The organism is Mycolicibacterium sp. XJ870, from assembly GCF_053483975.1.
Genome location: NZ_JBEFTI010000009.1, coordinates 94,503 through 121,327 on the forward strand (window position 1 = coordinate 94,503; position 26,825 = coordinate 121,327).

The 26,825-nt window shown below is 67.3% G+C and carries 25 protein-coding genes; 15 read left to right on the forward strand and 10 right to left on the reverse strand.

Annotated features, from left to right (window positions below; all coding sequences use genetic code 11):
* Positions 1-5: 5 nt before the first annotated feature.
* Both ABQF30_RS25315 and ABQF30_RS25320 read left to right on the forward strand, forming a co-directional pair.
* A complete protein-coding gene (locus ABQF30_RS25315) occupies positions 6-983 on the forward strand; it encodes an alpha-E domain-containing protein (protein WP_448469011.1) in 978 nt (325 codons plus the stop codon).
* 32 nt (positions 984-1,015) lie between these two features.
* A complete protein-coding gene (locus ABQF30_RS25320) occupies positions 1,016-1,855 on the forward strand; it encodes a transglutaminase family protein (RefSeq protein WP_448469013.1) in 840 nt (279 codons plus the stop codon).
* Here ABQF30_RS25320 and ABQF30_RS25325 read toward each other — a convergent pair.
* Both ABQF30_RS25325 and ABQF30_RS25330 read right to left on the reverse strand, forming a co-directional pair.
* On the reverse strand, positions 1,839-2,699 hold the full coding sequence (locus tag ABQF30_RS25325) for a ribonuclease Z (RefSeq protein WP_448469015.1): 861 nt from the start codon (positions 2,697-2,699) through the stop codon (positions 1,839-1,841). The two genes, ABQF30_RS25320 and ABQF30_RS25325, sit on opposite strands and share 17 nt — an antisense overlap.
* Before the next feature lie 74 nt (positions 2,700-2,773).
* Entirely contained in the window at positions 2,774-3,796 is a 1,023-nt protein-coding gene (locus ABQF30_RS25330) for an aldo/keto reductase (protein WP_448469017.1), read from the reverse strand.
* A 153-nt stretch (positions 3,797-3,949) separates the two neighbouring features.
* Between ABQF30_RS25330 and ABQF30_RS25335 the strand changes: the two genes are divergently transcribed.
* Together ABQF30_RS25335 and ABQF30_RS25340 are read left to right on the forward strand one after the other, a co-directional pair.
* On the forward strand, positions 3,950-4,381 hold the full coding sequence (locus ABQF30_RS25335; protein ID WP_448469232.1) for a CBS domain-containing protein: 432 nt from the start codon (positions 3,950-3,952) through the stop codon (positions 4,379-4,381).
* 88 nt (positions 4,382-4,469) lie between these two features.
* Complete coding sequence (locus ABQF30_RS25340) at positions 4,470-5,078, forward strand: GNAT family N-acetyltransferase (protein WP_448469019.1); 609 nt, start codon at positions 4,470-4,472, stop codon at positions 5,076-5,078.
* Here the strand turns inward: ABQF30_RS25340 and ABQF30_RS25345 are convergent.
* Positions 5,075-5,323 (reverse strand): DUF6480 family protein, encoded by a 249-nt coding sequence (locus tag ABQF30_RS25345; protein ID WP_448469021.1) that lies wholly within the window; start codon positions 5,321-5,323, stop codon positions 5,075-5,077. The two genes, ABQF30_RS25340 and ABQF30_RS25345, sit on opposite strands and share 4 nt — an antisense overlap.
* 43 nt (positions 5,324-5,366) lie before the next feature.
* A complete protein-coding gene (locus ABQF30_RS25350; RefSeq protein WP_448469023.1) occupies positions 5,367-5,969 on the reverse strand; it encodes a type II toxin-antitoxin system PemK/MazF family toxin in 603 nt (200 codons plus the stop codon).
* A 115-nt stretch (positions 5,970-6,084) separates the two neighbouring features.
* Between ABQF30_RS25350 and lepA the strand changes: the two genes are divergently transcribed.
* Complete coding sequence (gene lepA / locus ABQF30_RS25355; RefSeq protein WP_448469025.1) at positions 6,085-7,959, forward strand: translation elongation factor 4; 1,875 nt, start codon at positions 6,085-6,087, stop codon at positions 7,957-7,959.
* Between the two features lie 54 nt (positions 7,960-8,013).
* Positions 8,014-8,724 carry a sensor domain-containing protein gene (locus tag ABQF30_RS25360; RefSeq protein ID WP_448469027.1) on the forward strand — a complete coding sequence of 237 codons (711 nt, stop codon included), beginning with the start codon at positions 8,014-8,016 and terminating at the stop codon, positions 8,722-8,724.
* A gap of 11 nt (positions 8,725-8,735) precedes the next feature.
* Here the strand turns inward: ABQF30_RS25360 and ABQF30_RS25365 are convergent, their stop codons facing one another.
* Positions 8,736-9,650: a zinc-binding dehydrogenase gene (locus ABQF30_RS25365; protein ID WP_448469029.1), complete on the reverse strand. Its 915-nt coding sequence runs from the start codon at positions 9,648-9,650 to the stop codon at positions 8,736-8,738.
* A 58-nt stretch (positions 9,651-9,708) separates the two neighbouring features.
* Here ABQF30_RS25365 and ABQF30_RS25370 point away from each other — a divergent pair, with 58 nt between their 5' ends.
* Positions 9,709-10,290, forward strand: a complete 582-nt coding sequence (locus ABQF30_RS25370) for a class I SAM-dependent methyltransferase (RefSeq protein WP_448469031.1) — start codon at positions 9,709-9,711, stop codon at positions 10,288-10,290.
* A 68-nt stretch (positions 10,291-10,358) separates the two neighbouring features.
* Here the strand turns inward: ABQF30_RS25370 and ABQF30_RS25375 are convergent, their stop codons facing one another.
* Complete coding sequence (locus ABQF30_RS25375) at positions 10,359-12,371, reverse strand: glycoside hydrolase family 15 protein (protein ID WP_448469033.1); 2,013 nt, start codon at positions 12,369-12,371, stop codon at positions 10,359-10,361.
* Between the two features lie 116 nt (positions 12,372-12,487).
* Between ABQF30_RS25375 and ABQF30_RS25380 the strand changes: the two genes are divergently transcribed.
* The 6 genes from ABQF30_RS25380 to ABQF30_RS25405 all read left to right on the forward strand — a co-directional run bounded on the left by ABQF30_RS25380 (position 12,488) and on the right by ABQF30_RS25405 (position 16,844).
* Entirely contained in the window at positions 12,488-12,694 is a 207-nt protein-coding gene (locus tag ABQF30_RS25380; RefSeq protein ID WP_448469035.1) for a hypothetical protein, read from the forward strand.
* Positions 12,695-12,826: 132 nt separating this feature from the next.
* Positions 12,827-12,919, forward strand: a complete 93-nt coding sequence (locus tag ABQF30_RS25385; RefSeq protein WP_448469037.1) for an Ms4533A family Cys-rich leader peptide — start codon at positions 12,827-12,829, stop codon at positions 12,917-12,919.
* Positions 12,920-13,046: 127 nt separating this feature from the next.
* On the forward strand, positions 13,047-14,093 hold the full coding sequence (locus tag ABQF30_RS25390; protein ID WP_448469039.1) for a sulfate ABC transporter substrate-binding protein: 1,047 nt from the start codon (positions 13,047-13,049) through the stop codon (positions 14,091-14,093).
* Positions 14,090-14,956, forward strand: coding sequence for a sulfate ABC transporter permease subunit CysT (gene cysT / locus ABQF30_RS25395; protein WP_448469041.1), 867 nt, complete (start codon positions 14,090-14,092; stop codon positions 14,954-14,956). The genes ABQF30_RS25390 and cysT overlap by 4 nt, the downstream gene beginning before the upstream one ends.
* A complete protein-coding gene (cysW, locus tag ABQF30_RS25400) occupies positions 14,953-15,777 on the forward strand; it encodes a sulfate ABC transporter permease subunit CysW (RefSeq protein ID WP_448469043.1) in 825 nt (274 codons plus the stop codon). Before cysT ends, cysW begins: the two co-directional genes overlap by 4 nt.
* 11 nt (positions 15,778-15,788) lie before the next feature.
* Positions 15,789-16,844, forward strand: a complete 1,056-nt coding sequence (locus ABQF30_RS25405; protein ID WP_448469045.1) for a sulfate/molybdate ABC transporter ATP-binding protein — start codon at positions 15,789-15,791, stop codon at positions 16,842-16,844.
* A gap of 52 nt (positions 16,845-16,896) precedes the next feature.
* Here the strand turns inward: ABQF30_RS25405 and ABQF30_RS25410 are convergent, their stop codons facing one another.
* The 4 genes from ABQF30_RS25410 to ABQF30_RS25425 form a co-directional block, all read right to left on the reverse strand.
* The gene (locus ABQF30_RS25410; protein WP_448469047.1) at positions 16,897-17,610 is read right to left on the reverse strand and encodes a sirohydrochlorin chelatase; all 714 of its coding nucleotides are present in this window, start codon (positions 17,608-17,610) and stop codon (positions 16,897-16,899) included.
* Positions 17,611-17,617: 7 nt separating this feature from the next.
* Positions 17,618-18,322 (reverse strand): phosphoadenylyl-sulfate reductase, encoded by a 705-nt coding sequence (locus ABQF30_RS25415; protein ID WP_448469234.1) that lies wholly within the window; start codon positions 18,320-18,322, stop codon positions 17,618-17,620.
* Between the two features lie 8 nt (positions 18,323-18,330).
* Complete coding sequence (locus ABQF30_RS25420) at positions 18,331-20,019, reverse strand: nitrite/sulfite reductase (RefSeq protein WP_448469049.1); 1,689 nt, start codon at positions 20,017-20,019, stop codon at positions 18,331-18,333.
* Positions 20,020-20,135: 116 nt separating this feature from the next.
* Positions 20,136-20,237 carry an Ms4527A family Cys-rich leader peptide gene (locus tag ABQF30_RS25425; protein WP_448469051.1) on the reverse strand — a complete coding sequence of 34 codons (102 nt, stop codon included), beginning with the start codon at positions 20,235-20,237 and terminating at the stop codon, positions 20,136-20,138.
* Between the two features lie 95 nt (positions 20,238-20,332).
* Between ABQF30_RS25425 and hemW the strand changes: the two genes are divergently transcribed.
* Both hemW and ABQF30_RS25435 read left to right on the forward strand, forming a co-directional pair.
* Positions 20,333-21,514: a radical SAM family heme chaperone HemW gene (hemW, locus tag ABQF30_RS25430; protein WP_448469053.1), complete on the forward strand. Its 1,182-nt coding sequence runs from the start codon at positions 20,333-20,335 to the stop codon at positions 21,512-21,514.
* Between the two features lie 168 nt (positions 21,515-21,682).
* Positions 21,683-26,818, forward strand: a complete 5,136-nt coding sequence (locus ABQF30_RS25435) for a type I polyketide synthase (protein WP_448469055.1) — start codon at positions 21,683-21,685, stop codon at positions 26,816-26,818.
* The last annotated feature ends 7 nt before the right edge of the window (positions 26,819-26,825 follow it).

A 26,825-nucleotide genomic window follows, 5' to 3' on the forward strand; every position in this document is an offset into this window, starting at 1 on the left:
GACAGATGCTGGCACGCAATGCCGAATCGTTGTACTGGATCGGACGTTACGTGGAGCGGGCCGACGACACCGCACGCATCCTGGACGTGACAGTGCATCAGCTGCTGGAGGATTCGAGCGTCGACCCGGATCAGGCGTCGCGGACTCTGCTACGGGTGCTCGGCATGGACCCACCCAAGGAGCGTCTCGACGTCTGGTCGCTGACCGACATCGTGGCGTTCAGCCGCGATACCTACGGCGGTGCCTCGATCGTCGACGCCATCTCGGCGGCCCGGGAGAATGCCCGCGGGGCCCGCGAGGTGACGTCCACCGAGATCTGGGAGTGCCTCAACACCACCTACAACGCGCTCGCCGAACGGGAACGGGCAGCCAAGCGGCTGGGCCCGCACGAGTTCCTGTCCTACGTCGAAGGCCGGGCGGCGATGTTCGCCGGGTTGGCCGACTCGACGCTGAGCCGCGACGATGGATACCGGTTCATGCTGCTGGGCCGCGCAATTGAACGCGTGGACATGACGGTACGGCTGCTGCTGTCCCGGGTCGGCGACAGCGGGTCCTCCCCGGCCTGGGTGACGTTGTTGCGCTCGGCCGGTGCGCATGACACGTACCTACGCACTTACCGCGGGGCGCTCGACGCGGGTCGAGTGGTCGAATTCATGATGCTGGACCGGTTGTTCCCCCGGTCGATCTTCTTTTCGTTGCGGTTGGCCGAGATCAGTCTCGACGAACTGCTCAACCGTCCGGACAACCGGCTCGGCGCGAAGGCGGAAGCACAGCGGCTGCTGGGCCGGGCCCGCAGCGAGCTGGAGTTCCTGCAGCCCGGCGTGCTGCTGGAATCCCTGGAGACGCGATTGGCCTGGCTGCAGGAAACCTGCCGAGACGTCGGAGAAGCGTTGGCGCTGCAGTATTTCCACTCCGCGCCGTGGGTGGCCTGGACGGACGCCGGGCGTGGCGAGGCAATGGTCATCGAAGAAGGCGAGATCTAGGCGATGAGCGCTTGCGCGAAGAGGAGACGATGATGTGGCGCATGCGGGTTGTGCACTCGACCGGATACGCCTACAAGTCACCGGTGACCGCGTCCTTCAACGAGGCACGGTTGACACCACGCTCGGACTCCCGGCAGAACGTCATCCTCAACCGGGTGGAAACCGTGCCGGCCACCAGGTCCTATCGGTATGTGGACTACTGGGGCACCGCGGTGACGGCGTTCGACCTGCACGCGCCGCACACCGAGTTGGAGGTGACGTCATCGTCGGTGGTCGAGACCGACGTCGGGGAAAGGCCTGCCGAGCCGGTCAGTTGGGACGATCTGCAGACCGAGGCTGTGTTGGACCGGTTCGACGAGGTACTGAGCCCCACCCACTACACGCCTCGTAGCAAGCGCATCCAGCGGGTGGGCGAGCGGATCACCAAGGATCACGAACCCCACGACGCAGTCATTGCCGTGGCGCGGTGGGTGCGCAGTGAACTCGACTATGTGCCGGGTACCACCGGAGTGCACTCGTCGGGTCTGGATGCGTTGCAGGAAGGCAAGGGGGTCTGCCAGGATTTTGCGCATCTGACGTTGATCCTGTTGCGCGCCATGGGCATTCCGGCCCGCTACGTGTCCGGTTACCTGCATCCGAACCGGGAGGCGGCATTGGGCGAGACCATCGACGGGCAGAGTCACGCGTGGATTCAGGCGTGGACAGGTGGTTGGTGGAACTACGATCCGACCAACGACGCGGAAATCAATGAGCAGTACGTCAGTGTCGGTGTGGGCCGGGATTATTCGGACGTCACTCCGCTCAAGGGGATCTACTCCGGCGAGGGGTCGACGGACCTCGACGTCGTGGTGGAGATCACCCGGCTGGCCTGACACACACCCCGGGATGCACCTCGACTCTGTGCAGATCGTCGCCGAGTTCGATCTGCCGGTCGAATTCGGACGCGGCCAGCGACCGCCACTGTTCCTCGGTGCCCGGGGCGATGGCAGGCACGTAGTGGGTGAGGATCAGAATCCCGACGCCGGCCCTGGCCGCAGTCGCCGCAGCTTCCTGCACCGACGAATGGTAGTCGCAGATATCCCGGATCCGTTGCTGCGGAAGCTTTTCGATGAGGTCCTTGCGGATCGCAGTGTGCACGAGCGCGCCCGCGCCCGCGGCCAGGCTGTCGAGGTCGTCGCACGGCACGGTGTCGCCGGCCAGGACCACTGACGCACCGCTGTGCTCGATCCGAAAACCGATGGTCGGCGCTACCGGTCGGTGGTCGGTGGGCGCCACCCGGATGCGCAGGCCGTTGTGGTCCCACACCATTCCCTCGGTGCTTTCGTGCACCTCGACCGGCGGTGGGCCGGTGAGATCGGCGTGGTGGGCGATGCGGTAGCCGATATCGAAACCGAAGGCCTTCAGCGTCGCCTCCACCACCTCGGCGGTCCCGGGTGGTCCGATGATGGGCAGTGGCGGCATGTCCGGGGTGAACGTGCTCACCCACCGGGTGATGAGCACGTCGCCCAGATCGGCGATGTGGTCACTGTGTAGGTGGGTGAGCAGTACCGCGCTCAGCCGATTGGCGCCAGAACCGACTGCGGCCAGTCGCTGTTGTACGCCACGGCCGCAGTCGATGAGGAAGCTCTGATCACCGGCACGCACCAACGTCGACGGTCCGGCGCGATGCGGGTCGGGGATGGGACTGCCGGTGCCGAGCAACGTGACCTCGATCATGAGGTCATTCCTACCGCGTCCAAGCCGCCGAGATCACTGATTCGCCTGCAAGCATGAGTTTTTCGCGTCGCGGACTACTCCCGGCCCGCCGAAACCCAGGAAAGATCGCTGTAGCGATCGCCCGACACCGCTGCGCCCGCGGCATCCAGCGCCGTGAGCTGGTCGGGTGTCAGGGCCAACGCCAGCGAGCCGAGGTTCTCCTCGACGCGGGTGGCGCGTCGGGTACCCGGAATGGGGGACGAGGCGATGCCCAGGGACTCGGCGCGGTAGCGCAGCCAGGCCAGTGCCACCTGCGCCGGCGTCGCCTCGACCTCGGTGGCGATCGATCGAATGACACCCACCACCGCGAGGTTGGCGTCCAGCGATTCTTCGGCGAAGCGGGGCATGGTCTTGCGGAAGTCGGTGGGCGACGCGAGATCGGCGGCCGACTGGACTGTGCCGGTGAGGAAACCACGGCCCAGCGGCGAGTACGGCACGAATCCCACTCCCAGCTCGACGGCCGTGGGGATGACATTGCGCTCGACGTCACGGCTCCAGATCGACCACTCGCTCTGCACCGCGGCGATCGGGTGCACCGTCACGGCGGCGCGCAGCTCGTCGGCGGTCACCTCGGACAGTCCGAGATGGCGCACCTTGCCTGCTGCCACGAGTTCCGCCATCGCCCCGACCGTCTCCTCGATCGGCACGGTCACGTCGCGACGGTGCATGTAATACAGATCGACGACGTCGGTTTCCAGGCGCCGAAGGCTTGCGTCGATGCTGCTCCGTACATACTCGGCGTCTCCTCGGGCGGTTGGGCGGCCTGCGGCGCGGTCGGCCGGGTTGCCATCGATGCCGAACTTGGTGGCCAGGGTGACCTCGTCGCGCCGGTCGGCCAAAAGCCGGGCGATCAACCGCTCGTTGTCTCCGCCGCCGTAGATGTTGGCGGTGTCGATGAAGGTGACGCCCAGGTCCAGGCAGTGGTGCAGCGTGGCCAGGGAGTCCTCGTCGTTCACCTCCCCGTACACCGGAGTCAGGGCCATCGCCCCGAAACCTATTGCGCTGACTGTCAATTCGTCACCCAACCGAGTGGTGGCGACGGACGGTGCACTGCTCATCGTGGGCTCCCTTGTTCGATGGTCACACGATTTCGGGACGTGCAGCCGATCCTCAGGCCGATTTATTCCTCTGCGAGAGACGGCCGAACCCCTTTCGCGCCGACCGCCACCGACCTAGCCTGTTGTGAGATGGATCACGATCGGAGGCGGGCGATGCGGATCGCGGACGTGCTGAAGAACAAGGGCACTGCAGTGGCGACGATCTCGCCGGAGACCACGGTGACCGAGCTGTTGGCCAGCCTCGCGGAGATGAACATCGGCGCCATGGTCGTCCTCGGACCCGGCGGGCTGATCGGCATAGTCTCGGAGCGCGATGTGGTGCGCAAGCTGCACGAGCGGGGCAGCAGCCTGTTGGCGCAGCCGGTGTCGGAGATCATGACGACGGTCGTCGCGACCTGCACGCCGCGTGACACGGTCGACCATCTCAGCGTGCTGATGACCGAGAACCGGGTTCGGCACATCCCGGTGTTGGACAACGGCAGGCTGGCCGGCATCGTCAGCATCGGGGACGTGGTCAAGACCCGCATGGAAGAACTGGAAGCCGAGCAGCAACAACTGCAGGCCTACATCACGCAGGGGCGTTGACCGCGTCGAAAGTCCGCCAAAGGCCAGCGCCACAAGGATTGCCGCGTCGTCGCTGTTATGGGTCGACGAGGTGTGCGATGGTGGGCCGGTGGCAGCTGTCGACGTTCGTCCCGCACGCAAATCCGATGTCAGGCGCTTGGCTGCCGTCCTCGGCCGGGCGTTCTACGACGACCCGGTGATGCAGTGGGTGCTGCCCGATGATGCGCGACGGTCCAAGGGCCTGCCGAAGCTGTTCGCAGCCATTACCCGCCACCACTTCCTGCGCGGCACGGCCGCCGAGGTGGCAAGCCGGGGCGGTGAGATCTCAGCGGCGGCGTTGTGGGATGCCCCCGGCCGGTGGAAGCAGACGCAACTCGAAGAGCTGCGCATGCTGCCCACCCTCATGTTGGCGTTCGGGCGCAGCATGGGGCGGGGCCAGCAGGTCGTCGAGCTCATGAAGGAGCATCACCCCGAGGAGCCGCACTGGTATCTGGCGGTGATCGGCAGCGATCCAGCGGTGCGCGGCGGTGGTTTCGGGCACGCACTGATGCATTCGCGCCTGGATCGGGTGGACGCCGAGCACGCACCGGCCTATCTCGAGTCGAGCAATCCCGACAACGTGCCGTACTACATGCGGTTCGGGTTTGAGGTCACCGGGGAGATCCGGTTGCCTGACGGCGGGCCCACGATGACGCCGATGTGGCGGCAGCCACGCTAGTCGAAGACGCCTGAGATGTTCATCACCAGCAGCACGCCGGCAGCGACGAACAGCGCAACCAGAAGCGCGAGACCCACCATGGCCGTGGCGGATGTGGGCGTCATCTTCCGCTTGGGGCGCGGCTCGGGCTCGCCGAGTCCGGAAGTCTGTCCCGAGTCCGGCGGCGTTGCACCGGGAGCGACGCCGCCTCCGGGCTCCAGGTCGGGAGTGTCGGCCGGATCGGGATCGGGCGGTACAGCGGTCATGGGCAGTGAATGCCCAATCGCGCCGAATTAATACCGCCGAACGTCAACTCCAGGAGTATTCGGCGCGCAGCCGCGCGGCGATGACCTCGAACCGGTCACGGTCGAGGATCGCGCCTTCGCGGCGGATACCTTCCTCCGGCACGTCGAGCACGCGGTCCAATCGGACCCAGCTCGCCCGGCCGTCGTAATCCCAGTTTCCGGTGCCGATGCCGACCCAGTCGGGATCCTCGCGGTGGTAGTCCTGGCTGGACAGCATCAGCCCGAGCAGGGTGCGCTGGTCGCGGCCCACCACGAGCACCGGCCGGTCCTTGCCTTTCGTCGGATCGTCCTCGTAGACGACCCAGGTCCACACGATCTCCCCGGGATCGGCGCGGCCGTCCAGGTCAGGTGAGTACACGAGCTTTCGGGCGCGCTGCTCTGTGGGAAGGCTGTGCTGCGATACCGGCCGTCCGGCGGCGAGCGCGGGAGCCTTCTCTGTCGGCCCACCCGCCAGGACGTCAAGACCCAGCCGGATGCCCTGCTGAATGCCCTGCTGCACGGCGCGCGGCACGTTCTCGGGATTCTGTAGTTGGCGCACGAATTTGGGCGCCTCGTTGAACACGAGGTTCTCCGCAAAACGCTGGAACGTCTTCCATTGCGACGCCATCTGTCGAGCATAAGTCAGGACCACCGGCGGACCGGAGCGCAGCGACCCGGGGATGGCTGCACCCGGCGATTGTGTCGCGAGGGGCGTTGCTCGATACCCTGGAGGCGCACACCACGTGCCAGACAGACGCGCTCACCAGGAGATTCCCATCAGCAGTTTCGCCGACAAAACCTTCACTGCGCCGGCGCAGATTCGGAACTTCTGCATCATCGCCCACATCGACCACGGCAAGTCGACGCTGGCCGACCGGATGCTGGGCATCACCGGCGTGGTCGCGGATCGCGATATGCGGGCCCAGTACCTGGACCGGATGGACATCGAACGCGAGCGCGGGATCACCATCAAGGCGCAGAACGTCCGGCTGCCGTGGGAGGTCAACGGCGAAGAGTTCGTGCTGCACCTGATCGACACGCCCGGCCACGTCGACTTCACCTACGAGGTGTCGCGGGCGCTGGAGGCCTGTGAGGGGGCCGTGCTGCTGGTCGACGCCGCGCAGGGCATCGAGGCGCAGACGCTGGCGAACCTGTACCTGGCGCTGGACCGGGATCTGACGATCATCCCGGTGCTCAACAAGATCGACCTGCCCGCCGCCGATCCGGATCGTTACGCGGGCGAGATCGCGCACATCATCGGGTGCGAACCGTCCGACGTACTCCGCGTCTCCGGCAAGACCGGTGAAGGTGTCCGCGAGCTGCTCGACGAGGTGGTGCGGCTCATTCCGGCCCCCGTCGGTGACTCGGACGCACCCGCACGGGCGATGATCTTCGACTCCGTCTACGACATCTACCGCGGCGTGGTGACCTACGTGCGCGTGGTCGACGGCAAGCTCAACCCGCGCGAGAAGATCGCGATGATGTCGACCGGCGCCACCCACGAGCTGCTGGAGGTGGGCATCGTCTCGCCCGAGCCGAAGGCCACCGTGGGCCTCGGGGTCGGTGAGGTCGGCTACCTGATCACCGGCGTCAAGGACGTGCGTCAGTCCAAGGTCGGTGACACGGTGACCACGGCCCGTCACGGTGCCAAGGAGGCGCTGACCGGCTATCGCGAACCCAGGCCGATGGTCTATTCGGGCCTGTATCCCGTCGACGGCTCGGACTACCCGGTTCTGCGGGACGCGCTGGACAAGCTGCAGCTCAACGACGCCGCCCTGACCTACGAACCTGAGACGTCGGTGGCGCTGGGCTTCGGGTTCCGCTGCGGCTTCCTGGGGCTGCTGCACATGGAGATCACCCGTGAGCGGCTGGAGCGCGAATTCAACCTCGACCTCATCTCCACGTCGCCGAACGTGGTCTACCGCGTCGTCAAGGACGACGGTTCCGAGATGGTGGTGACCAACCCGTCGGACTGGCCTGAGGGCAAGGTCCGTGAGGTCCACGAGCCGGTGGTCAAAACCACGGTGATCGCTCCTAGCGAGTTCATCGGCACCATCATGGAGCTCTGCCAGCAGCGTCGCGGCGAGCTCGGCGGCATGGATTACCTGTCGCCGGAACGTGTCGAGCTGCGCTACACCATGCCGTTGGGCGAGATCATCTTCGACTTCTTCGACTCGCTGAAGTCGCGCACCCGCGGCTACGCCAGCCTCGACTACGAGGAGGCCGGCGAGCAGGAGGCCGCACTGGTCAAGGTCGACATCCTGTTGCAGGGCGAGGCTGTCGACGCGTTCAGCGCGATCGTGCACAAGGATTCGGCGGCGGCCTACGGCAACAAGATGACCACCAAGCTCAAGGAGCTCATCCCGCGCCAGCAGTTCGAAGTCCCCGTGCAGGCCGCGATCGGTTCGAAAATCATTGCGCGAGAAAACATTCGGGCAATCCGTAAAGACGTGCTCTCGAAGTGCTACGGCGGTGACATCACCCGTAAGCGCAAGCTGCTGGAGAAGCAGAAGGAGGGCAAGAAGCGCATGAAGACCATTGGCCGGGTCGAGGTTCCGCAGGAAGCGTTCGTCGCGGCGCTGTCCACCGATGCCGCCGGGGACAAGTCCAAGAAGTAGCTGATTGACGCCGGTACCCCCGCGCGTACCTGCGCTGTCGGCGACAATGGGTAGATGGCAATCGGCACGGGCTGGGCCCGGCTGTGCACGGCGGGCGCCGCCGTGATCGCGTCGGTACTGCTGGCGGGATGCGTCACCACGGTGACCGGTTCGGCGCTGCGGGATCCCGACGCCCCGCCGCTGGAGACCACGCTGGAGGAATCCGACCTCGACGGTGTGCTCCTTCCGGTGGAGGATCTCAACAACATCGTCGGATCATTCGACCTTGAGGTCTCGTTGGATCTCGACGATCTGAACGACAACTCCGCCGCTGTGTCGGATCAGGATTGTCTCGGCGCCGCATTCGGCGCGCAGGAACGGGTGTACGGGGACAGCGGATGGACCGCGGCACGCGATCAGATCGTGCGGGAACCAGGCGACGACAATCCGCACTGGCTCGAGCAGGCGGTGGTGCTGTATCCGTCGGCCGAGCAGGCGCAGGACTTCTTCGACGTCTCGCAGGCAATGTGGGACAGCTGCGTGGGCTCGATCGTGACGTTCGACAGCGAAAACCTGCCGCTGGAATGGGCGGTCAGCGAGGTAACGGTCGAGGAATCCTTGATCAGCCAGATGTCCACCCCGAAGGGGGCTCCGAGCGGCGGGTGCCACCACGCGATGTCGGTGGCTTCCAACGTGATTGTCGAGGCGTGGGCCTGTGGCGACGACATCGACAGCCAAGCCGCGGAGATCGCCGCTCAGATCGTCTCGAACATCGAAAACATCTGAGCCTCTGACGATCAGCGGACGCGCAAGACCGCCTTGCCTGCGACTGTACGACTCAGCAACGCGTGCGCTGCAGCCGAAACGTTGTCCCACGAATCACGCAGGCCGATCTGCGGATCGAGCTCACCGTCGGCCAGCAGCGTCAGCAGGTATTGCAGATCATCACCGATGGGTGCGTGAACGGTGAACGGCTCCAACCGTTTCCGGTTGCCGAGGCGGCGTTCGTGTTCGAAGTCGATGGTGGTGGGCTCGTTGGAGGCCATCCCGATCGACTGCACCGACCCGCCGTCGGATACGAGACTGAACGCCTGTGCAAGTAGGTGTCCGCCGACGTTGTCCAACACACCGAACACCGGCTCGGTCACGCCGTCGAGCCCGACGACCACCTCGGCTGCGCCCAACTCCGGGAGGCCTGCCCCGCGCGCCGGGCTTCCGACCGCGGCGATCACATGGGCGCCGGCTCGGGCGGCCAGTTGTACCGCGAACCGGCCGACACCACCGGAGGCGCCCGTGATGAGCACGCGTCGTCCGACGACCGGGCCCAGCGCGCGTAGCGCCTGCAGAGCCGTCACACCGGCCACCGGTATCGCGGCGGCTTCCTCGAATTCGACGAACTCCGGTACCTCGGCCAGATTCTCGGTGTCCAGAGCGCGGCGCTCGGCCCAGCCCGCCCCGCCGTTGAAACCGACCACGCGGGTGCCGAGCGGGGGTCCGGAGCCGTCAGCCGCCGGCTGCACCACCACCCCGGCGCTGTCCCAGCCGGGCACCTCTCCGGGTTTCCGAGCATGATCGATGAAGTGCAGCTCGCCGAAGTTCAGGGCGATCGCGTGCACGTCGATCAATGCCTCCGATTCGGCTACCGGTGGTTCGGCCACCTCGTCGAACCGAAGATTGGCAGGGGCTTGCGGGTCGTAGACGATGGCTCGCATGACGGGGCAAACCTCGCCGGTGACGCTGCTATTCCCTGGCGGTCCGTAGGGTGACCGCGTGAGTGCGCAGGATCGGGACCGGTGGGACGCGACGTACGCGGACCGGGTGCCGCGCGAGGAGGTTGGCCCGCCCTCGGTTTTCGGTCCGTACTCGGCCGTCTTCCCAGTCGCGGGCACGGCACTCGATCTCGCCTGCGGGCCCGGGCTGGGGTCGGTCTGGTTGGCCAAGCGTGGGCTGACGGTCCGTGGCGTCGACGTGTCCGAGGTGGCGGTCGGTCAGGCGCGAGCCCTTGCCGAGCGGCACGACGTGGCGCAGCGTTGCCGCTTCGATGTCGTCGACCTCGACGACGGCCTGCCCGCCGGGCCACCCGTCGACGTCGTCCTCTGTCACCGGTTCCGGGATCCCAGGCTCTACCCGGCCATGGCCGAACGCCTCAGCCCCGCAGGCATTCTCGCGATCTGCGCGCTCAGTGAGGTTGGCGCGGCTCCCGGACGATTCCGCGCCCGCCCCGGTGAGTTGCCGGCAGTGTTCGCCGGGCTCGACGTCATCGCCGCAGGGGAGGGCGACGGCGAGGCGTGGCTTTTGGCGCGGTCACCGGGCGAGGCTGACGAGCCTGTCACCCGCGAGTGTGCGGTTTGATCCGAGCACACCGGCGAGCCGCGTACGAAACCGCACACTCGACACAATTTTCAAGGGCTGCAGGCGATCTACATAGGCGCGTTGGCGGGCACGAAGACCCCGGAGCTGTCGGCTTCCTCCTCGGCCCGGATGACGTGGACCACCGCGTTGATCAGAGCCAGGTGAGTGAAGGCCTGTGGGAAGTTGCCCAGGTGGCGGCCGGTGCGCGGCTCGATCTCCTCGGCGTACAGGTGCAGCGGGCTCGCGAAGGACAGCAACCGCTCACACAGATGTTTGGCGCGGCTCACCTCGCCGATCTCGACAAGGGCCGACACGAGCCAGAACGAACAGATTGTGAACGTGCCCTCTTCTCCGGACAGGCCGTCGTCGGTCTCCTCGACCCGGTACCGCAGCACCAGCCCGTCCTCGGTGAGCTCGTCGGCGATGGCCAGCACGGTCGCCCGCACCCGGGGATCGTCGGCCGGCAGGAATCGGGTCAGCACAGCCAGCAGCAGCGATGCGTCCAGCGCGTCGTCGCCGTAGCGCTGAGTCAGCACCCCACGGGAGTCCACTCCGCGGGCCAGGATGTCGGCCTTGATCTCCTCGGCGATCGCCCGCCACTGTTGGGCGTAGCTCTTCTCACCCTGGAGTTCGGCCAGCTTCGAGCCGCGATCCAGTGCCACCCAACACATGATCTTGCTGGAGGTGAAGTGCTGAGGCTCGCCGCGGACCTCCCAGATGCCGCGGTCGGGCTCCTTCCAGTGCTTGATCGCTTCCTCGACCTGATTCTTCAGCACCGGCCACAGTGCCTCGGGAATCTGCTCGCGGGACTTGGCGTGGAGGTACACCGAGTCGAGCATGGTGCCCCAGATGTCGTGCTGACGCTGGTTGTATGCGCCGTTGCCGATGCGGACCGGCCGGGAATTGTCGTAGCCCGACAGGTGCAACAGCTCTTCCTCGACCAGGCTGCGTTCCCCGCCGACGGCGTACATCACCTGCAGGGGGTGGCGTTCGCCGTTATAGGCGCCCGACACGTCGGCGATGAACGCGAAGAAATCATCGGCCTCACGATCCAGGCCGAGCGTGTACAGGCCCCACAGGGCGAACGTCGAGTCACGCACCCAGGCGTAGCGATAGTCCCAGTTGCGTTCGCCCTGTGGGGTTTCCGGCAGCGAGGTGGTGGGAGCGGCGAGCAGGGCGCCGGTTGGGGAGTAGGTCAGCCCTTTGAGGGTCAGCGCGCTGCGTTGCAGGTAGGACCGCCAGGGATGGTCGGGGAAGTTGCCGACGTTGATCCACTGGCGCCACGATTCACTGGTCTTCCACATCTTGTCCGCCGCCTCGTCGTACGTTTGCGGCGCCGGATGCTTCGACCAGCTCAGCGCGACATAGATGTTGTCGCCCTCGGTGAGCCGGGTCCGTGCCCGCGCTTCGCGTCCTTCCAAGCCGATCCGCAGATTGGTGGTGAGCCGCAGGGTGGGGTGGGAGTCGGGATTGCGGCTGGCCCGCGCGATCGCCTCGCCATAGGCAGGGCCGGAGTATTCCCAGGCAGCGCCGACGCGGTGATAGTCGAAGGACGGCTGGCAGTCCATCACGATCTCGACCGTGCCGCTCACACAGCGCACGGTGCGCAACAGGATGTGCTCGGCGTCCCAGTCCATCGGGGTGCGACGGTGGGTGCGCGAGCGGGTGTCGATGTCGTGCCAGGGGCCCATCACGAGGGCATCGCGCACGATCACCCAACCGGTGTGGGTCTGCCACGTGGTTTCCAGGATGAGGCTGCCGGGCAGATAGCGACGCGCGGCCGGCACCGACACCCCGTAGGGCCCCAGCCGAAAGTGACCGGCGCCGCGGTCCAGGATCGCGCCGAACACACTGGGCGAATCCGGCCGCGGCACACACAGCCATTCCACCGACCCGGCCGACGAGATCAGGCAGGTGTTCTCACAGTCCGACAGGAACGCGTAGTCCGCGATCGGCGGGAACGGGTTCCGCAGCGCGGCGGCGGGTGCATACGGCACCGGAGCCGTCATCGTCAGCGGCGCCTCGTGTGCTTTTTCGCCCGCACTGGCCCCGTGGGTGCGCTCGGTGTGTTGCAGAACCATCCGCACATCATCGACTGCGGATAGAGGTGACGTCTACCCGACAGGCCCGTGTCGAAGGTTACGGGCGGGGCCGGGATGAATCAGGATGAATCCCGCCCGTCGCATACGCTTGCCGCATGAGCGCGATCCTGAGCTGGTGGGACGGCGTCGAGCTGTGGCTGACCGGGCTGCCGTTCCTTGCCCAGACGGCGGTGGTGATGCCGGTGGTTCTGCTGCTGGCGTACGGCACCGCGGTGCTGCTCGACGGCGTTTTGAGCCAGGGGACCCAAGGCATCCGCCGACTGCGCCGGGCCGGCGCCGATGACCGGGCCGACGAATCATGACCGGCATGCCCCGTTCGCGCGTGACTCTGGCCCTGGTGGCCCTGGTGGTGTTGGTCATCGTCATGTGGTGGCTGACGCGCTGAACTGGCTCGCCGCGGGGCGCCATCCCGGAATTCTGTTATTCTTCGCGCCATGCACGCAGCGCCCGGCACCACGGAGAGCCACCTCCTGGCTCTCCTTGCCGTGGGTTCATGCGCTGCTGCTGACGTCGACTGTTGTCGCTGACTCCAACCCGTCAGCGGTTTGGTGTCAGTAGCGGCCATCCTTGTGCCCGGATACTGATCCATCGCCTTTCCGCAATGACGGACCTCCACTGTCCGGTGTTCGCAACGAAAGGTCATCAGGGCCCACTATGAAGTCCAACTTGAGCAGGTTCTGGCTGAACGTCGCCAGGAATTCGGCCGTTCTGGCCACCACCGGAGTACTGGCAGTCGGTTGCGCCGGCGGCGCCAGCGACGTTGCCGGAGACGACGGCTCCGCCGGGGGAGCGGGCACCAAGCTGACGCTCGTCGCGTATGCGGTGCCGGAGCCGGGTTGGAGCAAGATCATCCCGGCGTTCACCGCCACCGAGGAGGGCAAGGACACGGCGGTGACCACGTCCTACGGCGCCTCGGGTGACCAGTCGCGCGCGGTCGTCGACGGCAAGCCGGCCGACATCGTCAACTTCTCGGTGGAGCCCGACATCACCCGGTTGGTCAAGGCCGGGAAGGTGGCCGAGGACTGGAACGCCGGCAACACGAAGGGCATCCCGTTCGGCTCGGTCGTTTCGCTCGTCGTCCGCAAGGGCAACCCCAAGGGCATCAAGGATTGGGACGACCTGCTCCAACCGGGCCTCGAGGTGGTCACCCCGAGCCCGCTCAGTTCCGGTTCGGCCAAGTGGAACCTGCTGGCCCCGTATGCGGCGAAGAGCAACGGCGGCAAGGATTCGGAAGCGGGCCTGGATTTCGTCAACAAGCTGGTGACCGAACACGTCAAGACGCGTCCCAGTTCGGGCCGCGAAGCCACTGACGTGTTCTTGCAGGGCACCGGTGACGTGCTGATCAGCTACGAGAACGAGGCGATCAACGTCGAGCGGCAGGGCAAGCCCGTCGAGCACATCAATCCGCCGCAGACGTTCAAGATCGAGAATCCCGTCGCGGTCGTCAGCACCAGCCCCCATGCCGATGCAGCCAACGCGCTGAAGAACTTCCTCTACACGCCCGAAGGACAGAAGCTGTGGGCCGAGGCCGGTTTCCGACCGGTTGACCCGGCGGTCGCCGCGGAATTCACCGAGGACTTCCCGACGCCTGAGAAGCTTTGGACCATCGCGGATCTCGGTGGCTGGGCCGGGGTGGACCCGGCGCTGTTCGACAAGGACAATGGGTCGATCACCAAGATCTACAAGCAGGCAACTGGATGACCGCTCCCGCGGAGGCTGAGCCGGCATCCGCGACCGCGCCGGGAGCTTCGGCTCCCGGCGCGGTCCGCGGGCGCTACGGCACGACGTCTCTTCGGGTCGGTGCGGCGTCGATCTGGTTGAGCGTCATCGTGCTGCTGCCGCTGGCCGCGATCCTGTGGCAGTCCGCAGGCGGGGGCTGGAATGCGTTCTGGGCCGCGGTCACATCCAACGCCGCGCTGGATTCGTTCCGGGTGACGCTGACCATCTCCACCGGGGTCACGGTGGTCAACCTGGTGTTCGGCCTGCTGGTCGCGTGGGTGCTCACCCGGGACGATTTCCCGGGGAAGCGCATCGTGGATTCGTTGATCGACCTGCCGTTCGCGTTGCCGACGATCGTGGCGAGCCTGGTGATGCTGGCGCTCTACGGCCCGGCGAGCCCGGTGGATCTCCATCTGCAGCACACCAAGTGGGGTGTCGGTGTCGCGCTGCTGTTCGTGACCTTGCCGTTCGTGGTGCGTTCGGTCCAACCGGTGCTGCTCGAACTCGACAGGGAAGTCGAGGAGGCCGCGGCTTCGCTGGGTGCCAACAACCGGATCATCTTCACCAAGGTGATCCTGCCCGCACTGCTGCCGTCGTTGCTGTCCGGCGCCGGCCTGGCGTTCTCCCGGGCGATCGGCGAATTCGGGTCGGTCGTGCTGATCGGCGGCGCAGTGCCAGGGGAGACCGAAGTATCCTCACAGTGGATCCGGACCCTCATCGAAAACGACGACCGTACCGGCGCCGCAGCGATTTCGATTGTGCTGCTCGTTGTTTCATTCTTGGTGTTGTTCGTGCTGCGGGTGGTGGGGTCGCGGACCGCCAAACGCCAGGAGCTCGAGCGATGACGTTGTCGCCGTGGGCCCGAAATCTGGCGCGCTACCTGGCGCTGGCCTACATCGCCGTCCTGGTCATCGTGCCGGTGGGGCTGATCCTGTGGCGCACATTCGCACCGGGGTTCGGCGCGTTCTTCGCATCGATCAGCACGCCCGCGGCGATATCCGCGCTGAACCTGTCGCTGCTCGTGGTGGCGATCGTGGTGCCACTCAACGTCCTGTTCGGTGTGCCGACGGCGCTTGTGCTGGCACGCAACAGGTTCCGCGGCAAGAGTGCCCTGCAGGCCGTCATCGACCTGCCGTTCGCCGTCTCACCTGTGGTGGTCGGTGTTGCGTTGATCCTGCTGTGGGGATCGGCAGGTCTGTTCGGTTTCGTCGAGAACAACCTCGGTTTCAAGATCATCTTCGGTCTCCCCGGCATCGTGCTGGCCAGCATCTTCGTGACCGTTCCGTTCGTCATACGCGAGGTGGAACCGGTGCTGCACGAGATCGGCACGGACCAGGAGGAGGCTGCCGCCACGCTGGGATCCACGTGGTGGCAGACGTTTTGGCGGGTAACGTTGCCGTCCATCCGCTGGGGTCTGACCTACGGCATCGTGCTGACCATCGCGCGCACTCTGGGTGAGTTCGGCGCGGTGATCATGGTGTCGTCGAATCTGCCGGGCGCCTCCCAGACGCTGACGTTGCTGGTGGCCGACCGATACAACCGCGGTACCGCCGAATCGGTGTACGGCGCGTACGCGATCTCGACCTTGCTGATGGCCGTCGCGGTGATCGTCCTTGTGGTTCAGGTGATCCTGGATCGACGCCGCACCCGGGCCGAACAGTCTTAGAAGGAGTGGCCATGTCCAACGGGATGTCCGACACGGGGACCAACGCGATCGTGGTGCGGGGCGCCAACAAGCACTACGGCGATTTCGCGGCGCTGGACAACATCGACTTCGAGGTGCCCGCGGGTTCGCTGACGGCGCTGCTCGGGCCGAGCGGTTCGGGGAAGTCGACGCTGCTGCGCGCGATTGCCGGGTTGGATCAACCCGATACCGGCACGGTCACCATCAACGGGCGTGACGTGACCGGGATTCCGCCGCAGCGGCGCGACATCGGCTTCGTGTTCCAGCACTATGCGGCGTTCAAGCATCTCTCGGTGCGCGACAACGTCGCCTTCGGCCTCAAGATCCGCAAACGCCCCAAGTCGGAGGTAAAAGAGAAGGTCGACAATCTGCTGGAAGTGGTGGGGCTGTCCGGATTTCAGAACCGCTACCCCAACCAGTTGTCCGGCGGGCAGCGCCAGCGCATGGCCTTGGCCCGTGCGCTCGCGGTCGATCCGCAGGTCTTGCTCCTCGACGAACCGTTCGGTGCGCTGGACGCCAAGGTCCGCGATGACCTGCGGACCTGGCTGCGTCGTCTGCACGACGAAGTCCACGTCACCACCGTGCTGGTGACCCACGATCAGGCCGAGGCCCTCGATGTCGCAGACCGGATCGCGGTGCTCAACAAGGGCCGCATCGAGCAGGTCGGATCGCCGACGGAGGTCTACGACGAGCCGGCCAACGCGTTCGTCATGTCCTTCCTCGGCGCTGTCTCGGAGCTCAACGGAATCCTGGTGCGCCCCCACGACATCCGGGTGGGCCGCAATCCGGAGATGGCGATCGCCGCGGGCGACGGCACCGCGGAGGCCACGGGCGTGCTGCGGGCCACCATCGACCGGATCGTGATGCTGGGCTTCGAGGTCCGGGTCGAATTGACCAGCGCCACAAACAATGTCCCGTTCACCGCACAGATCACCCGCGGCGACGCCGAGGCATTGGGACTCGTAGAAGGTGACACCGTGTACGTGCGAGCCACCCGGGTCCCGCAGGTAGCGGGCGCCGAGACGAACCTCGCGCGAGCAGACGCTTAGGTACCCGAGAACGCGCGTTCTGCGGTACCTCCGCGTCTGCTCGCGGGAAGATCTAAGCCGCGAATCCGGCGCTGCGCGCGGCGAGTGCTTCCTCGTAGCGGTCGAGCACGGTCGCGGCAACCAACCGGTGCGGACCCAGTGGTTCAGCCATCGGAATGCCTTGGCTGCGGGCGAACTCGGCCACCCGGTCGGTGATGCGGCCGTGTGCCAGGAACCACGGGGCGATCACCAGTCGCTGGGCGCCGCGGGCGCGGAGCGCTTCAACCGCTTCGGGCACCGACGGCGTCTGGCCCGTCGCAAACGCGACCTGGACACCGGCCCAGCGAGTGCCGTCGGCCAAACTGCCGGCCAGTGCCGCGGTGCGGGCGTTGGCGGCCGGGTGTGACGATCCCACGCTGACGAGAACCACACCCAGGCCGGCATCGAAGCGTGAAACGCCTAGCGCGGCAAGCCGTTCCCGGACCACCTGCAGCAGCCGCGGGTCCTCGCCGAGCACGTCGGCCTGGTGTACCTGTGCGCCGGACGACGCGACGAGCGCGGGGATGTCGGTGCGGGCGTGATAGGCGCTGGCCAGCAACAGCGGGGTCACCACGGAGCCCGGCGCGGCGTCGGACAGCACGTCGACCAGATTCGGTGCGTTCTGCTCACAGAACGCCACCCGCACATCGGTGTCGGGCAGCAGTCGACGCAGATGGCCGGCGATCGCATGCGCGTTCGCCGACGAGCGCGGATCTGCGCTGCCGTGTGCGGTGAGAAGGAGTGTCACCGAGACCTCACGAGGCGTGCAGCCCGCATTCCGTCTTGGCCTGGCCGGCCCAGCGGCCGCTGCGCGGGTCGGCGCCCTCGATGGGCTTGCTGGTGCACGGCGCGCAGCCGATCGATGGATAACCCTCGTAGACAAGCGGATTGACGAGAATGCCGTTCGCGTCGATGTAGGCCTGCATCTGCTCGTCGGACCACGCCGCGATCGGATTGATCTTCACCAGGCCGAATGCGGCGTCCCAGCTGATCAGTGGAGCATTGGCGCGGGTGGGCGCCTCCACCCGGCGAATCCCGGTGACCCACGCCGAGTAACCGGAAAGTGCCTTGCTCAGCGGTTCGACCTTCCGCAGCCGGCAGCATTCACCCGCGTCGCGCGCGAACAGATCTTTCCCGAGCAACCTGTCCTGCTCGGCGACGCTGTGCTCGGGCGTCGCGTTGACCACCCGGACGTCGTAAACCGCCTCGACGGCGTCACGGGTCCCGATGGTCTCGGCGAAGTGGTACCCGGTGTCGAGGAACAATACGTCCACGCCCGGGCGCACCTTCGCCGCCATCTCGACCAGTACCGCGTCCTGCATGTTCGACGCCACCACATAGGCGCCACCGAAGTGCTTGTCAGTCCAGCGCAGCAGCTCCTCGGCGCTCGCGTCGGCCAACTCGACCGCGCTCTGTTCCGCAAATTCCCGTAGCTCGGTCTCCGTCGTCAAACCACTCACGTTCACGCTCACCTCAAATCAGCTTCGTCGGCCCGTACGGCCCACTGGGCGAAACGCTCATCGGCGTCGCGTTGTTTCACGAAGTTGCGAACGACCCGTTCGATGTAGTCGCCGAGCTCGCTGGCCAGCACTTTGTGCTGACGGAGCTTGCGTCCGAAACCGCTGTCCAGGCCCAGGCTGCCGCCCAGGTGAACCTGGAAGCCTTCCTCGGGCCCGTTGCCGTCGTCGACCATCTGGCCCTTGAACCCGATGTCGGCGACCTGGATGCGGGCGCACGAGTTCGGGCAGCCGTTGATGTTGACGGTCACCGGGACGTCCAGTTCGGCATTGAGGTCACCGAGGCGAGCCTCCAGCTCCGGCACCAACACCTGAGCCCGGCCGCGGGTGTCGGCGAACGACAGCTTGCAGTACTCGATGCCGGTGCAGGCCATCAGATTGCGCCGCCAGTGCGAAGGACGTGACTGCAGGCCCAGCGCCTCCAGGCCGGTGCGCAGCGCATCGACCTTGTCGTCGGGCACGTCGAGAATGATCAACTTCTGGTAGGCGGTGAAGCGTGCGCGGTCCGCACTTGCGGCCTCCATCAGATCGGCCACCTTGGTGAGGATGGTGCCCGACACCCGGCCGGCGATCGGCGAGACGCCAACCGCGTTGAGGCCGTTCTTGATCTTCTGGACGCCGACGTGATCGATGGTGTGCGGCACCTGCTCGGGAGCGGGGCCGTCGATCAGGGGCCGGTGCAGGTATTCCTCTTCGAGAACTTTCCTGAATTTTTCGGTGCCCCAGTCCTTCACCAGGAACTTCAGCCGCGCCTTGGACCGCAACCGCCGGTAGCCGTAGTCACGGAAGACCGCGGTGACGGCCTCCCACACGTCGGCGACCTCGTCCAGCGGTACCCACACGCCCAGGCGCTGGGCCAGCATCGGGTTGGTCGACAGACCGCCACCGACCCACACATCGAGGCCGGGGCCGTGCTCTGGATGGTTGACACCGATGAACGACACATCGTTGATCTCGTGGGCGACATCCTGCAACCCCGAGATCGCGGTTTTGAACTTGCGCGGCAGGTTCGAGAATTCCGGGTTGCCGATGTAGCGGCGTTCGATCTCGTGCAGCGCCGGGCTCGGGTCGAGCACCTCGACGAGCGAATCGCCGGCCAACGGGGAGCCCAGCATGCCGCGCGGGCAATCGCCGCAGGCCTCCATGGTCTGCAGCCCGACCTCGTCGAGTCGGCGCCACACCTCGGGCACATCCTCGATCCGCAGCCAGTGGTACTGCAGGTTCTCCCGGTCGGTGATGTCTGCGCTGTCCCGCGCGAAATCGACCGAGATCTGGCCGAGCGTGCGAACGGCCTGGGCCGACATCGCCTTGCCGTCGGTGCGCACGCGCATCATGAAGTACTCGGCTTCCAGCAGATCGGCGTTGTCGTCGCCGGTCCAGGTGCCGTCGTAGCCCTCGGTGCGCTGGGTGTAGAGGCCCATCCAGCGGAACCGGCCACGCAAATCGTTCTTCTCGATGCTGCCGAAGCCGTCGCGCGAGTAGATGTTGATGATGCGGTCACGCACGTTGAGCGCGTCGTCGTCTTGCTTGAACTGTTCGTTGGGGTTGAGCGGCTCGCGATTGCCCAGCGCCCATTGGCCTTCATCGCGGGGACGCTTGGCGGGCCGATCGGCCTTGGCGGGTGCCTCGGGGGTTGTCACTGTAGGTGCTCCTTCGAAGGAGGAGCCGGCGTGAGGACGGCGCTGATCACCGGTGGCTGTCCGGCGGCGCAGATCCGGCGGCCAGCTGGAAAGTACAGGTGGGCGGGTCTACGGGATCAAGGCAGACAGCAACAGCTACAAACACGCTTGAAATCGACATGCCGCCGGGCCACCAGCGGGACGCTGGTGGTGCTGTTGCGGGCGGAAGTCACGCCCACATTCTGCCACGATCAGACCCATAGCCCCTAACCGGGCGATATTTGCGCTCACTGTGAGCAAAAGTCCTGGCTGGACAGTCTGGGAAACTGGTGCCATGCCCACCCGGACCGCGTCCGCACGCCAGCCCGACCTGGCCCGTCGGCCCGGCCGTCCGTTCGGCATCTATATCCATGTCCCGTTCTGCGCGACGCGCTGCGGTTACTGCGACTTCAACACCTACACACCAGCCGAGGCCGGGGGCGCCAATCCCGACGGTTGGCTGGAAGCGCTGCGCATCGAATTGCGGTTGGCCTCTGAACGAGTGGGCGTTATGGGCCCAGTGCCTGTTCAGACCGTGTTCGTCGGCGGCGGCACCCCATCACTGCTCGGTGGTGCCGGGCTGGGCGCGGTGCTCGACGCGGTTCGCGACAACTTCGACCTGGCCATCGATGCCGAGGTGACCACCGAGGCCAATCCGGAGTCCACCTCGCCGGCGTTGTTCGCGGCCCTGCGCGAGGCCGGGTACACCCGGATCTCGCTCGGGATGCAGTCCGTGGCGCCACACGTGCTGGCGGTGTTGAACCGCACACATTCACCGGGCCGGGCACTCGCGGCCGCGGCCGAAGCCAGGGCCGCCGGTTTCGCGCACGTCAACATCGACCTGATCTACGGCACACCGGGGGAGTCCGACGACGATCTGCGGCGGTCGGTCGACGCCGCGGTGGACGCCGGGGTCGACCACATCTCCGGCTATTCACTGATCGTCGAGGAGGGCACCGCGCTGGCCCGTCGGGTCCGCCGCGGTGAGATTTCCGCCCCCGACGACGACGTCCTCGCCCAGCGCTACGAACTGCTCGACACCCACCTTTCGGCGGCGGGCTTCCAGTGGTACGAGGTTTCCAACTGGAGTCGTCCGGGGGGCGAGTGCCGGCACAACCTCGGCTATTGGAACGGCGGCGAGTGGTGGGGCGCCGGACCCGGCGCACACGGGTTCCTCGGCACGACGCGATGGTGGAACCTCAAGCACCCCAACTCTTATGCGCAATCGCTGGCCGACAACGCCCTACCGGTCGCCGATTTCGAGGAGCTCGACGCCCAGGCATTGCACACCGAGGACGTGATGCTGCGGCTGCGGCTGCGGAGCGGATTGGCCTGCGGCGATCTGACGGCGGCGGAGCGTGCGCGAGTGCCGGGCCTGGTGGCCGACGGGTTGATCGACGTGTTGGACGAACGCCTCGTCCTCACCGATCACGGCAGGCTGCTCGCCGACGGCGCGGTGCGGATGCTGCTCGGATAGTGCCGGCGGGACTCGTGACGTTGCTCACGCCACATCGCGCACCCGCGACGGAACACCCAACGCGTTGGACCATTGTGCGAGCATGGTGCCCATGTTTCTCGGTCGATTAGGCAAGGCTATCCACGCTTCGTTCGCCGACCTCCCCGCCCGCTGAAGTTGAGCCCGACAGTGAACGACAAGCTTTTGCCGGAGCCCATCGCCGTCATCGGAATCGGCTGTCGCGTGGCCGGCAATGTCGCCACGCCGTCGGACTTCTGGACCTTCCTGATGGAAGGCCGCAGCGACGTGCGGGAGGTGCCCGAGGAGCGGTGGGAGCCGTACCTGCGCCGTGACCCGCGCAATGCGTCGGTGCTGCGGGAGACCACCAAGTGGGGCACGTTCCTCGATGACCTCGCCGGTTTCGACGCCGAGCATTTCGGCGTGTCGCCGCGCGAGGCCGAGCTGATGGACCCGCAGCAGCGCCTGGCGCTGGAAGTCAGCTGGGAGGCGCTCGAGCACGCCGGGGTATCGCCCAAGACGCTCGCCGGCAGTGACACCGCGGTGCTGATGGGCGTCAACTCCGATGACTACGGCAAGTTGATCATGGAGGACCTGCCGGGGATCGAGGCGTGGACCGGGATCGGCACCTCACTGTGCGGCATCGCCAACCGGGTCTCACACCTGCTCGACCTCCGCGGCCCCAGCGTCGCCCTGGATGCGGCGTGCGCCGCCTCGCTGGTCGCGGTGCATCAAGCGTGTCAGATGCTGCGCGCCAGCGAGACGTCCCTGGCGCTGGCCGGTGGTGTCAGTGCGCTGATCGGTCCCGGGCTGACCCGGGTGCTCGACGAGGCCGGGGCCACCGCTCCCGATGGCCGGTGCAAGACGTTCGACGCGGCCGCCGACGGTTACGGACGCGGCGAGGGCGCGGGCGTCGTCGTGCTCAAACGGTTGGCCGACGCCGAACGCGACGGTGACCGCGTCCTGGCGGTGGTGCGCGGCGGTTCGATCGCCCAAGACGGTCGGACGGTTGGCATCATGTCGCCCAACGGGCAGGCGCAGGCGGACATGTTCCGGCTGGCCTCGCGCGCTTCGGGTATCGCGCCGGCGAGCATCGGCTATATCGAAGCCCACGGAACCGGAACTCCCACAGGCGATCCCACCGAAGTCGACGCGCTGGCCGAGGTCTACGGCGCCGGGCGCCCAGCGGCCGATCCGTGCCGTATCGGTTCGGTGAAGCCCAACATCGGTCACCTCGAAGGCGGCGCGGGTGTGATGGGACTGATCAAAACGGTCCTGGCGCTGCATTACGAGGCGATTCCGCCGACTGCCGGGCTGCGCCAACTCACCCCGGCGGTGGACTGGCCGAACAGTGGGCTTCGGGTGCCCACCGAGCCTGAGCCGTGGGCGCGGACCGACATTCCGCGCCGAGCGGCGGTGTGCAGCTACGGCTACGGCGGCACCATCGCGCACGTGCTCCTCGAAGAGGCACCGCAGGCCGACCGGCGGCCGGCGCACATCTCCGCCGAGCCGGTCGTCGTCCCGCTTTCAGCCCGCTCCGTTGAGCGCCTGGCGCGCCATGCCGAAGCGTTGGCCGACCACCTCAGGCGAGGCGAACAGCCCGTGGCGCCGGTTGCGGCCACTCTGTGGTCCCGGCGCACACACGAGCCGGTCCGGGCCGCGGTCGTGGCAGCACACCAGCACGAGCTGATCGCCGGCCTCGATGCGCTGGCCCGCGGGGAAGCCGGCGCCAATCTGGTGACCGGCACGGCCGAAGCGGCCTCCGACGCCGTGTGGGTGTTCTCCGGACACGGTTCGCACTGGGTGGGCATGGGCCGCGAACTCATCGACGCCGAGCCGACTTTCGCCCACGTGATCGACGAGGTCGACGAGGTGTTCGGCACTGAACTCGGATTTTCCGCTCGAGAAGCCCTGAGCACCGGCGAACTCGGCGGCACCGACCGGGTGCAGGCACTGACCTTCGCCATGCAAGTCGGGCTCGCCGCGGTGCTACGTGAGCGAGGCGTGCAGCCGGCAGCGGTCATCGGGCACTCGGTCGGCGAGGTCGCGGCCTGCGTCGTCTCCGGGGTGTTCGACCTGCGGCAGGGGGCCGCGGTGGCCTGCTACCGGGCCCGCGGCTTCCGCAGCGTGATGGGCGCCGGCGCGATGGCGCTTGTCCGCCTGCCGTTCTCCGGTGCCGAGCAGAAACTGGCCGGCCGTACCGATGTCGTCGCCGCCATCAGCGCCTCGGCGGATTCCTCGGTCATCTCCGGGCGGTCCGACGCCGTGGAAGCCGTCTGCAGAGCGTGGTCCGACCAGGGCATCGAGGTGCGCCGAGTCAACACCGACGTCGCCTTCCACAGCCCGGCGATGGACGCGCTGACCGGCGAACTTGCTCGCCTCGTGGGCACCCTCGAACCACCCCGGGACGCCGATATCCCGCTGTACACAACGGCTTTGGCCGACCCGCGGTCGAGCGCCCCGCGCGGCCCCGACTACTGGGCCACCAACCTTCGCGGGCAGGTGCGCTTCGCCGAAGCCGTGGCCGCGGCGGCCCACGACGGACACCGGGTGTTCCTCGAGGTGTCCGCGCATCCCGTGGTGTCGCATTCGATCGTGGAGACGCTGCTGCACCTCGGCCTCGACGAGCACGCGGTCATCCCGGTGCTGCGCCGCGATTCGCCCGAGGTTCGTGCGGTCGGTACCGCGGTGGGCTCGTTGTACTGCCACGGCGCCACCGTTGCGCACGGCGTCACCGCGGCGCACGCCTGGGCGGGTGACCTGCCCGCCACACAGTGGCAGCATCGCCGGTTCTGGCGGGTCCCAACCCCTCCGCCCGGCGGGCGCGGTGTGCACGACCCGCTGAGCCACACTCTGCTGGGCGGCCGCACGGACGTCGCCGGAATCGTCGCCACCAGAATGTGGCAGACCAGGCTGGACCTGGACACCCGGCCCTATCCCGGCGACCACCCGGTTCAGGGTACCGAAATCGTGCCTGCCGCAGTGCTTTTGAACACCTTCCTGACAGCATCCCGCGTTGGTCTCGCCGATGTGTGGCTGCGCACACCCGTCGCCCCGGCGCGGCCGCGCGACCTGCAGGTGGTGCTGCAGGATCGGCAGCTGACGCTGTCCTCGCGCCTGGTCGCCGACGATGAGCAGGACGGCGGGTGGCTGACCCACAGCAGCGCCGTGGCCGTCGCGGATGACATCGACCATCTCGTCGAGACGAAGGTCGACCTCGACTCGGCTCGGCAGCGGTGCACCGAGGTGTTGGGGCCGCGCCACGTCATCGAAACCCTGGCGACGTTGGGTGTTGCGGCGATGGGATTCGGGTGGGACATCAAGGATCTCCGGCGTGGCGAGGGCGAACTGTTCGCCGTGGTGGCTTCCGAAGCCGACGGCTCGGTGCCCACGTCGTGGGCGTCGCTGCTGGATGCGGCGACATCCGCCGCGTCGACGACGTTCGACGGTCCGCCGCAGCTTCGGATGCCCGCCCGTATCGAGCGCGTCCACGTGCACGGCGCACCGCCCGCGGTCGCGACGCTGCTGGTGCACCGGCGCCCCGGAACCACCACCACCGACGTGGCGATCGCCGACGAGTCCGGTTCGGTCCTGGTGTCGATTTCGGGGATGGCGTTCGAGGAGCTCGAGAATCCCGGCCGGGAGTGGACGGTCAACGATGCCCGCCGGATCGTGCACCGGGTGGCCTGGCATCCGGTGGTGCCGCGCGAGCATGGACGCCCCAGCGGCGTCGTGCTGGTCGGCGGCGACGCCGACGGTCTGAACTGCGCCGTGCGCGATCTGACGGCGGCGGGTGTGCCGTATATAGCCATCGAGGACCCCGCGGAACTTGTCACCGACGTCGATTCTCTCCCTGCTGAATTCGGTGGCAAAGCAGTGATTCTCGTGCTTCCGCGGCGCGACGACTCGCCCGCGGCCGCAGTCGACCTGGTGATGCGGACGCTCATGCTGCAACAGCAGTTGGGCCTGTCGGCCCGGCTGTGGGTGCTCACCGTCGGCGTGCACGAGGGCGCCAACTTGACCCACGCGCCGCTGTGGGGTCTGGCCCGGGTGGCCGCCGCCGAACATCCGCAACTGTGGGGCGGCGTAATCGATGTCGCCGACGGCCGCGTGCCGCTCGCCGGGCTCGGGTCCCTGCACGGCCACGGCGTTGTGGTGGTCCGCGACGGCACTGTTTCCGTGGCACGGCTGACCACTCCCGAACCGGGAACTGCCGCACCGATGGAGTGCACGCCCAGCGGCACCTATCTGATCACCGGCGGGACCGGCGCGCTGGGCCTGCGGATGGCCCAGCGCCTCGCCGACCTCGGGGCACGCCGTCTGGTGCTGCTCTCGCGCTCGGGCCTTCCGAACCGGTCGTCCTGGGCCGACGAGGGCCAATCGGCGTCGGTCCATGCGGTTTCGGCGCTTGAGGAGCGTGGCGTCTCGGTCACCGTTGCCGCCGTCGACATCGGCGCACCGGGTTCTGCCGACGCGTTGCGCGCGGTGCTGAGCGACCTGCCCCCGGTCCGCGGCGTCATTCACGCCGCCGGTGTGGAAGCCGGTGCGCTGCTTGCTAATACAACGGCCGACGAGTTCGCGGCGGCCATGCATCCCAAAGTGGTCGGCACGCTCGTGCTGCACGAGGTGTTCCCGCCCGAGCAGTTGGACTGGATGGTGCTGTTCTCGTCGTGCGGGTACCTGGCGGGCTTCCCCGGTCAGGGTGCCTACGCCTGTGCCAACTCGTTCCTCGACGTGATGGCCCGGCATCGCCGCAATCTCGGCGACCGCACCACCGCGGTGGCGTGGACGGCCTGGCGCGGGCTCGGTATGGGTTCGGCATCGGAGTTCGTCGCGGCACAACTCGACGCGCTCGGCATGGGCACGGTCGGCGCCGACGACGCGATGCGCGCCCTCGACCTGGCGATGCGTGATGATTCCCCGAATCTGGTTGTGCTGCCGGTACTTCCGACAGCCGCCGGGGTGCCGATCCTGGCTGATGTGGCGCCCGACGACCAGGAGGAGGATGAGAGCTCGTTGCCCTCGCCGTTGACCGCCGGGGACGTCGAGCCCGACCGGGTCGCCGAGCAGGTGCTGGCCGCTGTGGCAGGCCAGCTGGGGCTGTCGGAAACCGACGTCGACGTGGATCTGCCGCTGGTGGAACTGGGCGTGGACTCGATCATGACGGTGCGGCTGCGCCGCCAGCTCGAGAAGCAGACCGGGTTGTCGTTGCCGCCGACGCTGCTGTGGGAGCACCCGACGGCGGCGGCCGTCACCGCCAGGATCATCGAGATGCTGGCCCCGCCGGTGGAAGCCGAGGTCTCCTGACGGAGGC

Excerpts from the sequence above, each read along its gene's own strand:
- ABQF30_RS25315 (WP_448469011.1), top strand. The coding sequence starts at position 6 with ATGCTGGCACGCAATGCCGAATCGTTGTACTGGATCGGACGTTACGTG.
- ABQF30_RS25320 (WP_448469013.1), top strand. The coding sequence starts at position 1,016 with ATGTGGCGCATGCGGGTTGTGCACTCGACCGGATACGCCTACAAGTCA.
- ABQF30_RS25325 (WP_448469015.1), bottom strand. The coding sequence starts at position 2,699 with ATGATCGAGGTCACGTTGCTCGGCACCGGCAGTCCCATCCCCGACCCG.
- ABQF30_RS25330 (WP_448469017.1), bottom strand. The coding sequence starts at position 3,796 with ATGAGCAGTGCACCGTCCGTCGCCACCACTCGGTTGGGTGACGAATTG.
- ABQF30_RS25335 (WP_448469232.1), top strand. The coding sequence starts at position 3,950 with ATGCGGATCGCGGACGTGCTGAAGAACAAGGGCACTGCAGTGGCGACG.
- ABQF30_RS25345 (WP_448469021.1), bottom strand. The coding sequence starts at position 5,323 with ATGACCGCTGTACCGCCCGATCCCGATCCGGCCGACACTCCCGACCTG.
- ABQF30_RS25350 (WP_448469023.1), bottom strand. The coding sequence starts at position 5,969 with ATGGCGTCGCAATGGAAGACGTTCCAGCGTTTTGCGGAGAACCTCGTG.
- ABQF30_RS25360 (WP_448469027.1), top strand. The coding sequence starts at position 8,014 with ATGGCAATCGGCACGGGCTGGGCCCGGCTGTGCACGGCGGGCGCCGCC.
- ABQF30_RS25365 (WP_448469029.1), bottom strand. The coding sequence starts at position 9,650 with ATGCGAGCCATCGTCTACGACCCGCAAGCCCCTGCCAATCTTCGGTTC.
- ABQF30_RS25375 (WP_448469033.1), bottom strand. The coding sequence starts at position 12,371 with ATGGTTCTGCAACACACCGAGCGCACCCACGGGGCCAGTGCGGGCGAA.
- ABQF30_RS25380 (WP_448469035.1), top strand. The coding sequence starts at position 12,488 with ATGAGCGCGATCCTGAGCTGGTGGGACGGCGTCGAGCTGTGGCTGACC.
- ABQF30_RS25385 (WP_448469037.1), top strand. The coding sequence starts at position 12,827 with ATGCACGCAGCGCCCGGCACCACGGAGAGCCACCTCCTGGCTCTCCTT.
- ABQF30_RS25390 (WP_448469039.1), top strand. The coding sequence starts at position 13,047 with ATGAAGTCCAACTTGAGCAGGTTCTGGCTGAACGTCGCCAGGAATTCG.
- cysT (WP_448469041.1), top strand. The coding sequence starts at position 14,090 with ATGACCGCTCCCGCGGAGGCTGAGCCGGCATCCGCGACCGCGCCGGGA.
- cysW (WP_448469043.1), top strand. The coding sequence starts at position 14,953 with ATGACGTTGTCGCCGTGGGCCCGAAATCTGGCGCGCTACCTGGCGCTG.
- ABQF30_RS25405 (WP_448469045.1), top strand. The coding sequence starts at position 15,789 with ATGTCCAACGGGATGTCCGACACGGGGACCAACGCGATCGTGGTGCGG.
- hemW (WP_448469053.1), top strand. The coding sequence starts at position 20,333 with ATGCCCACCCGGACCGCGTCCGCACGCCAGCCCGACCTGGCCCGTCGG.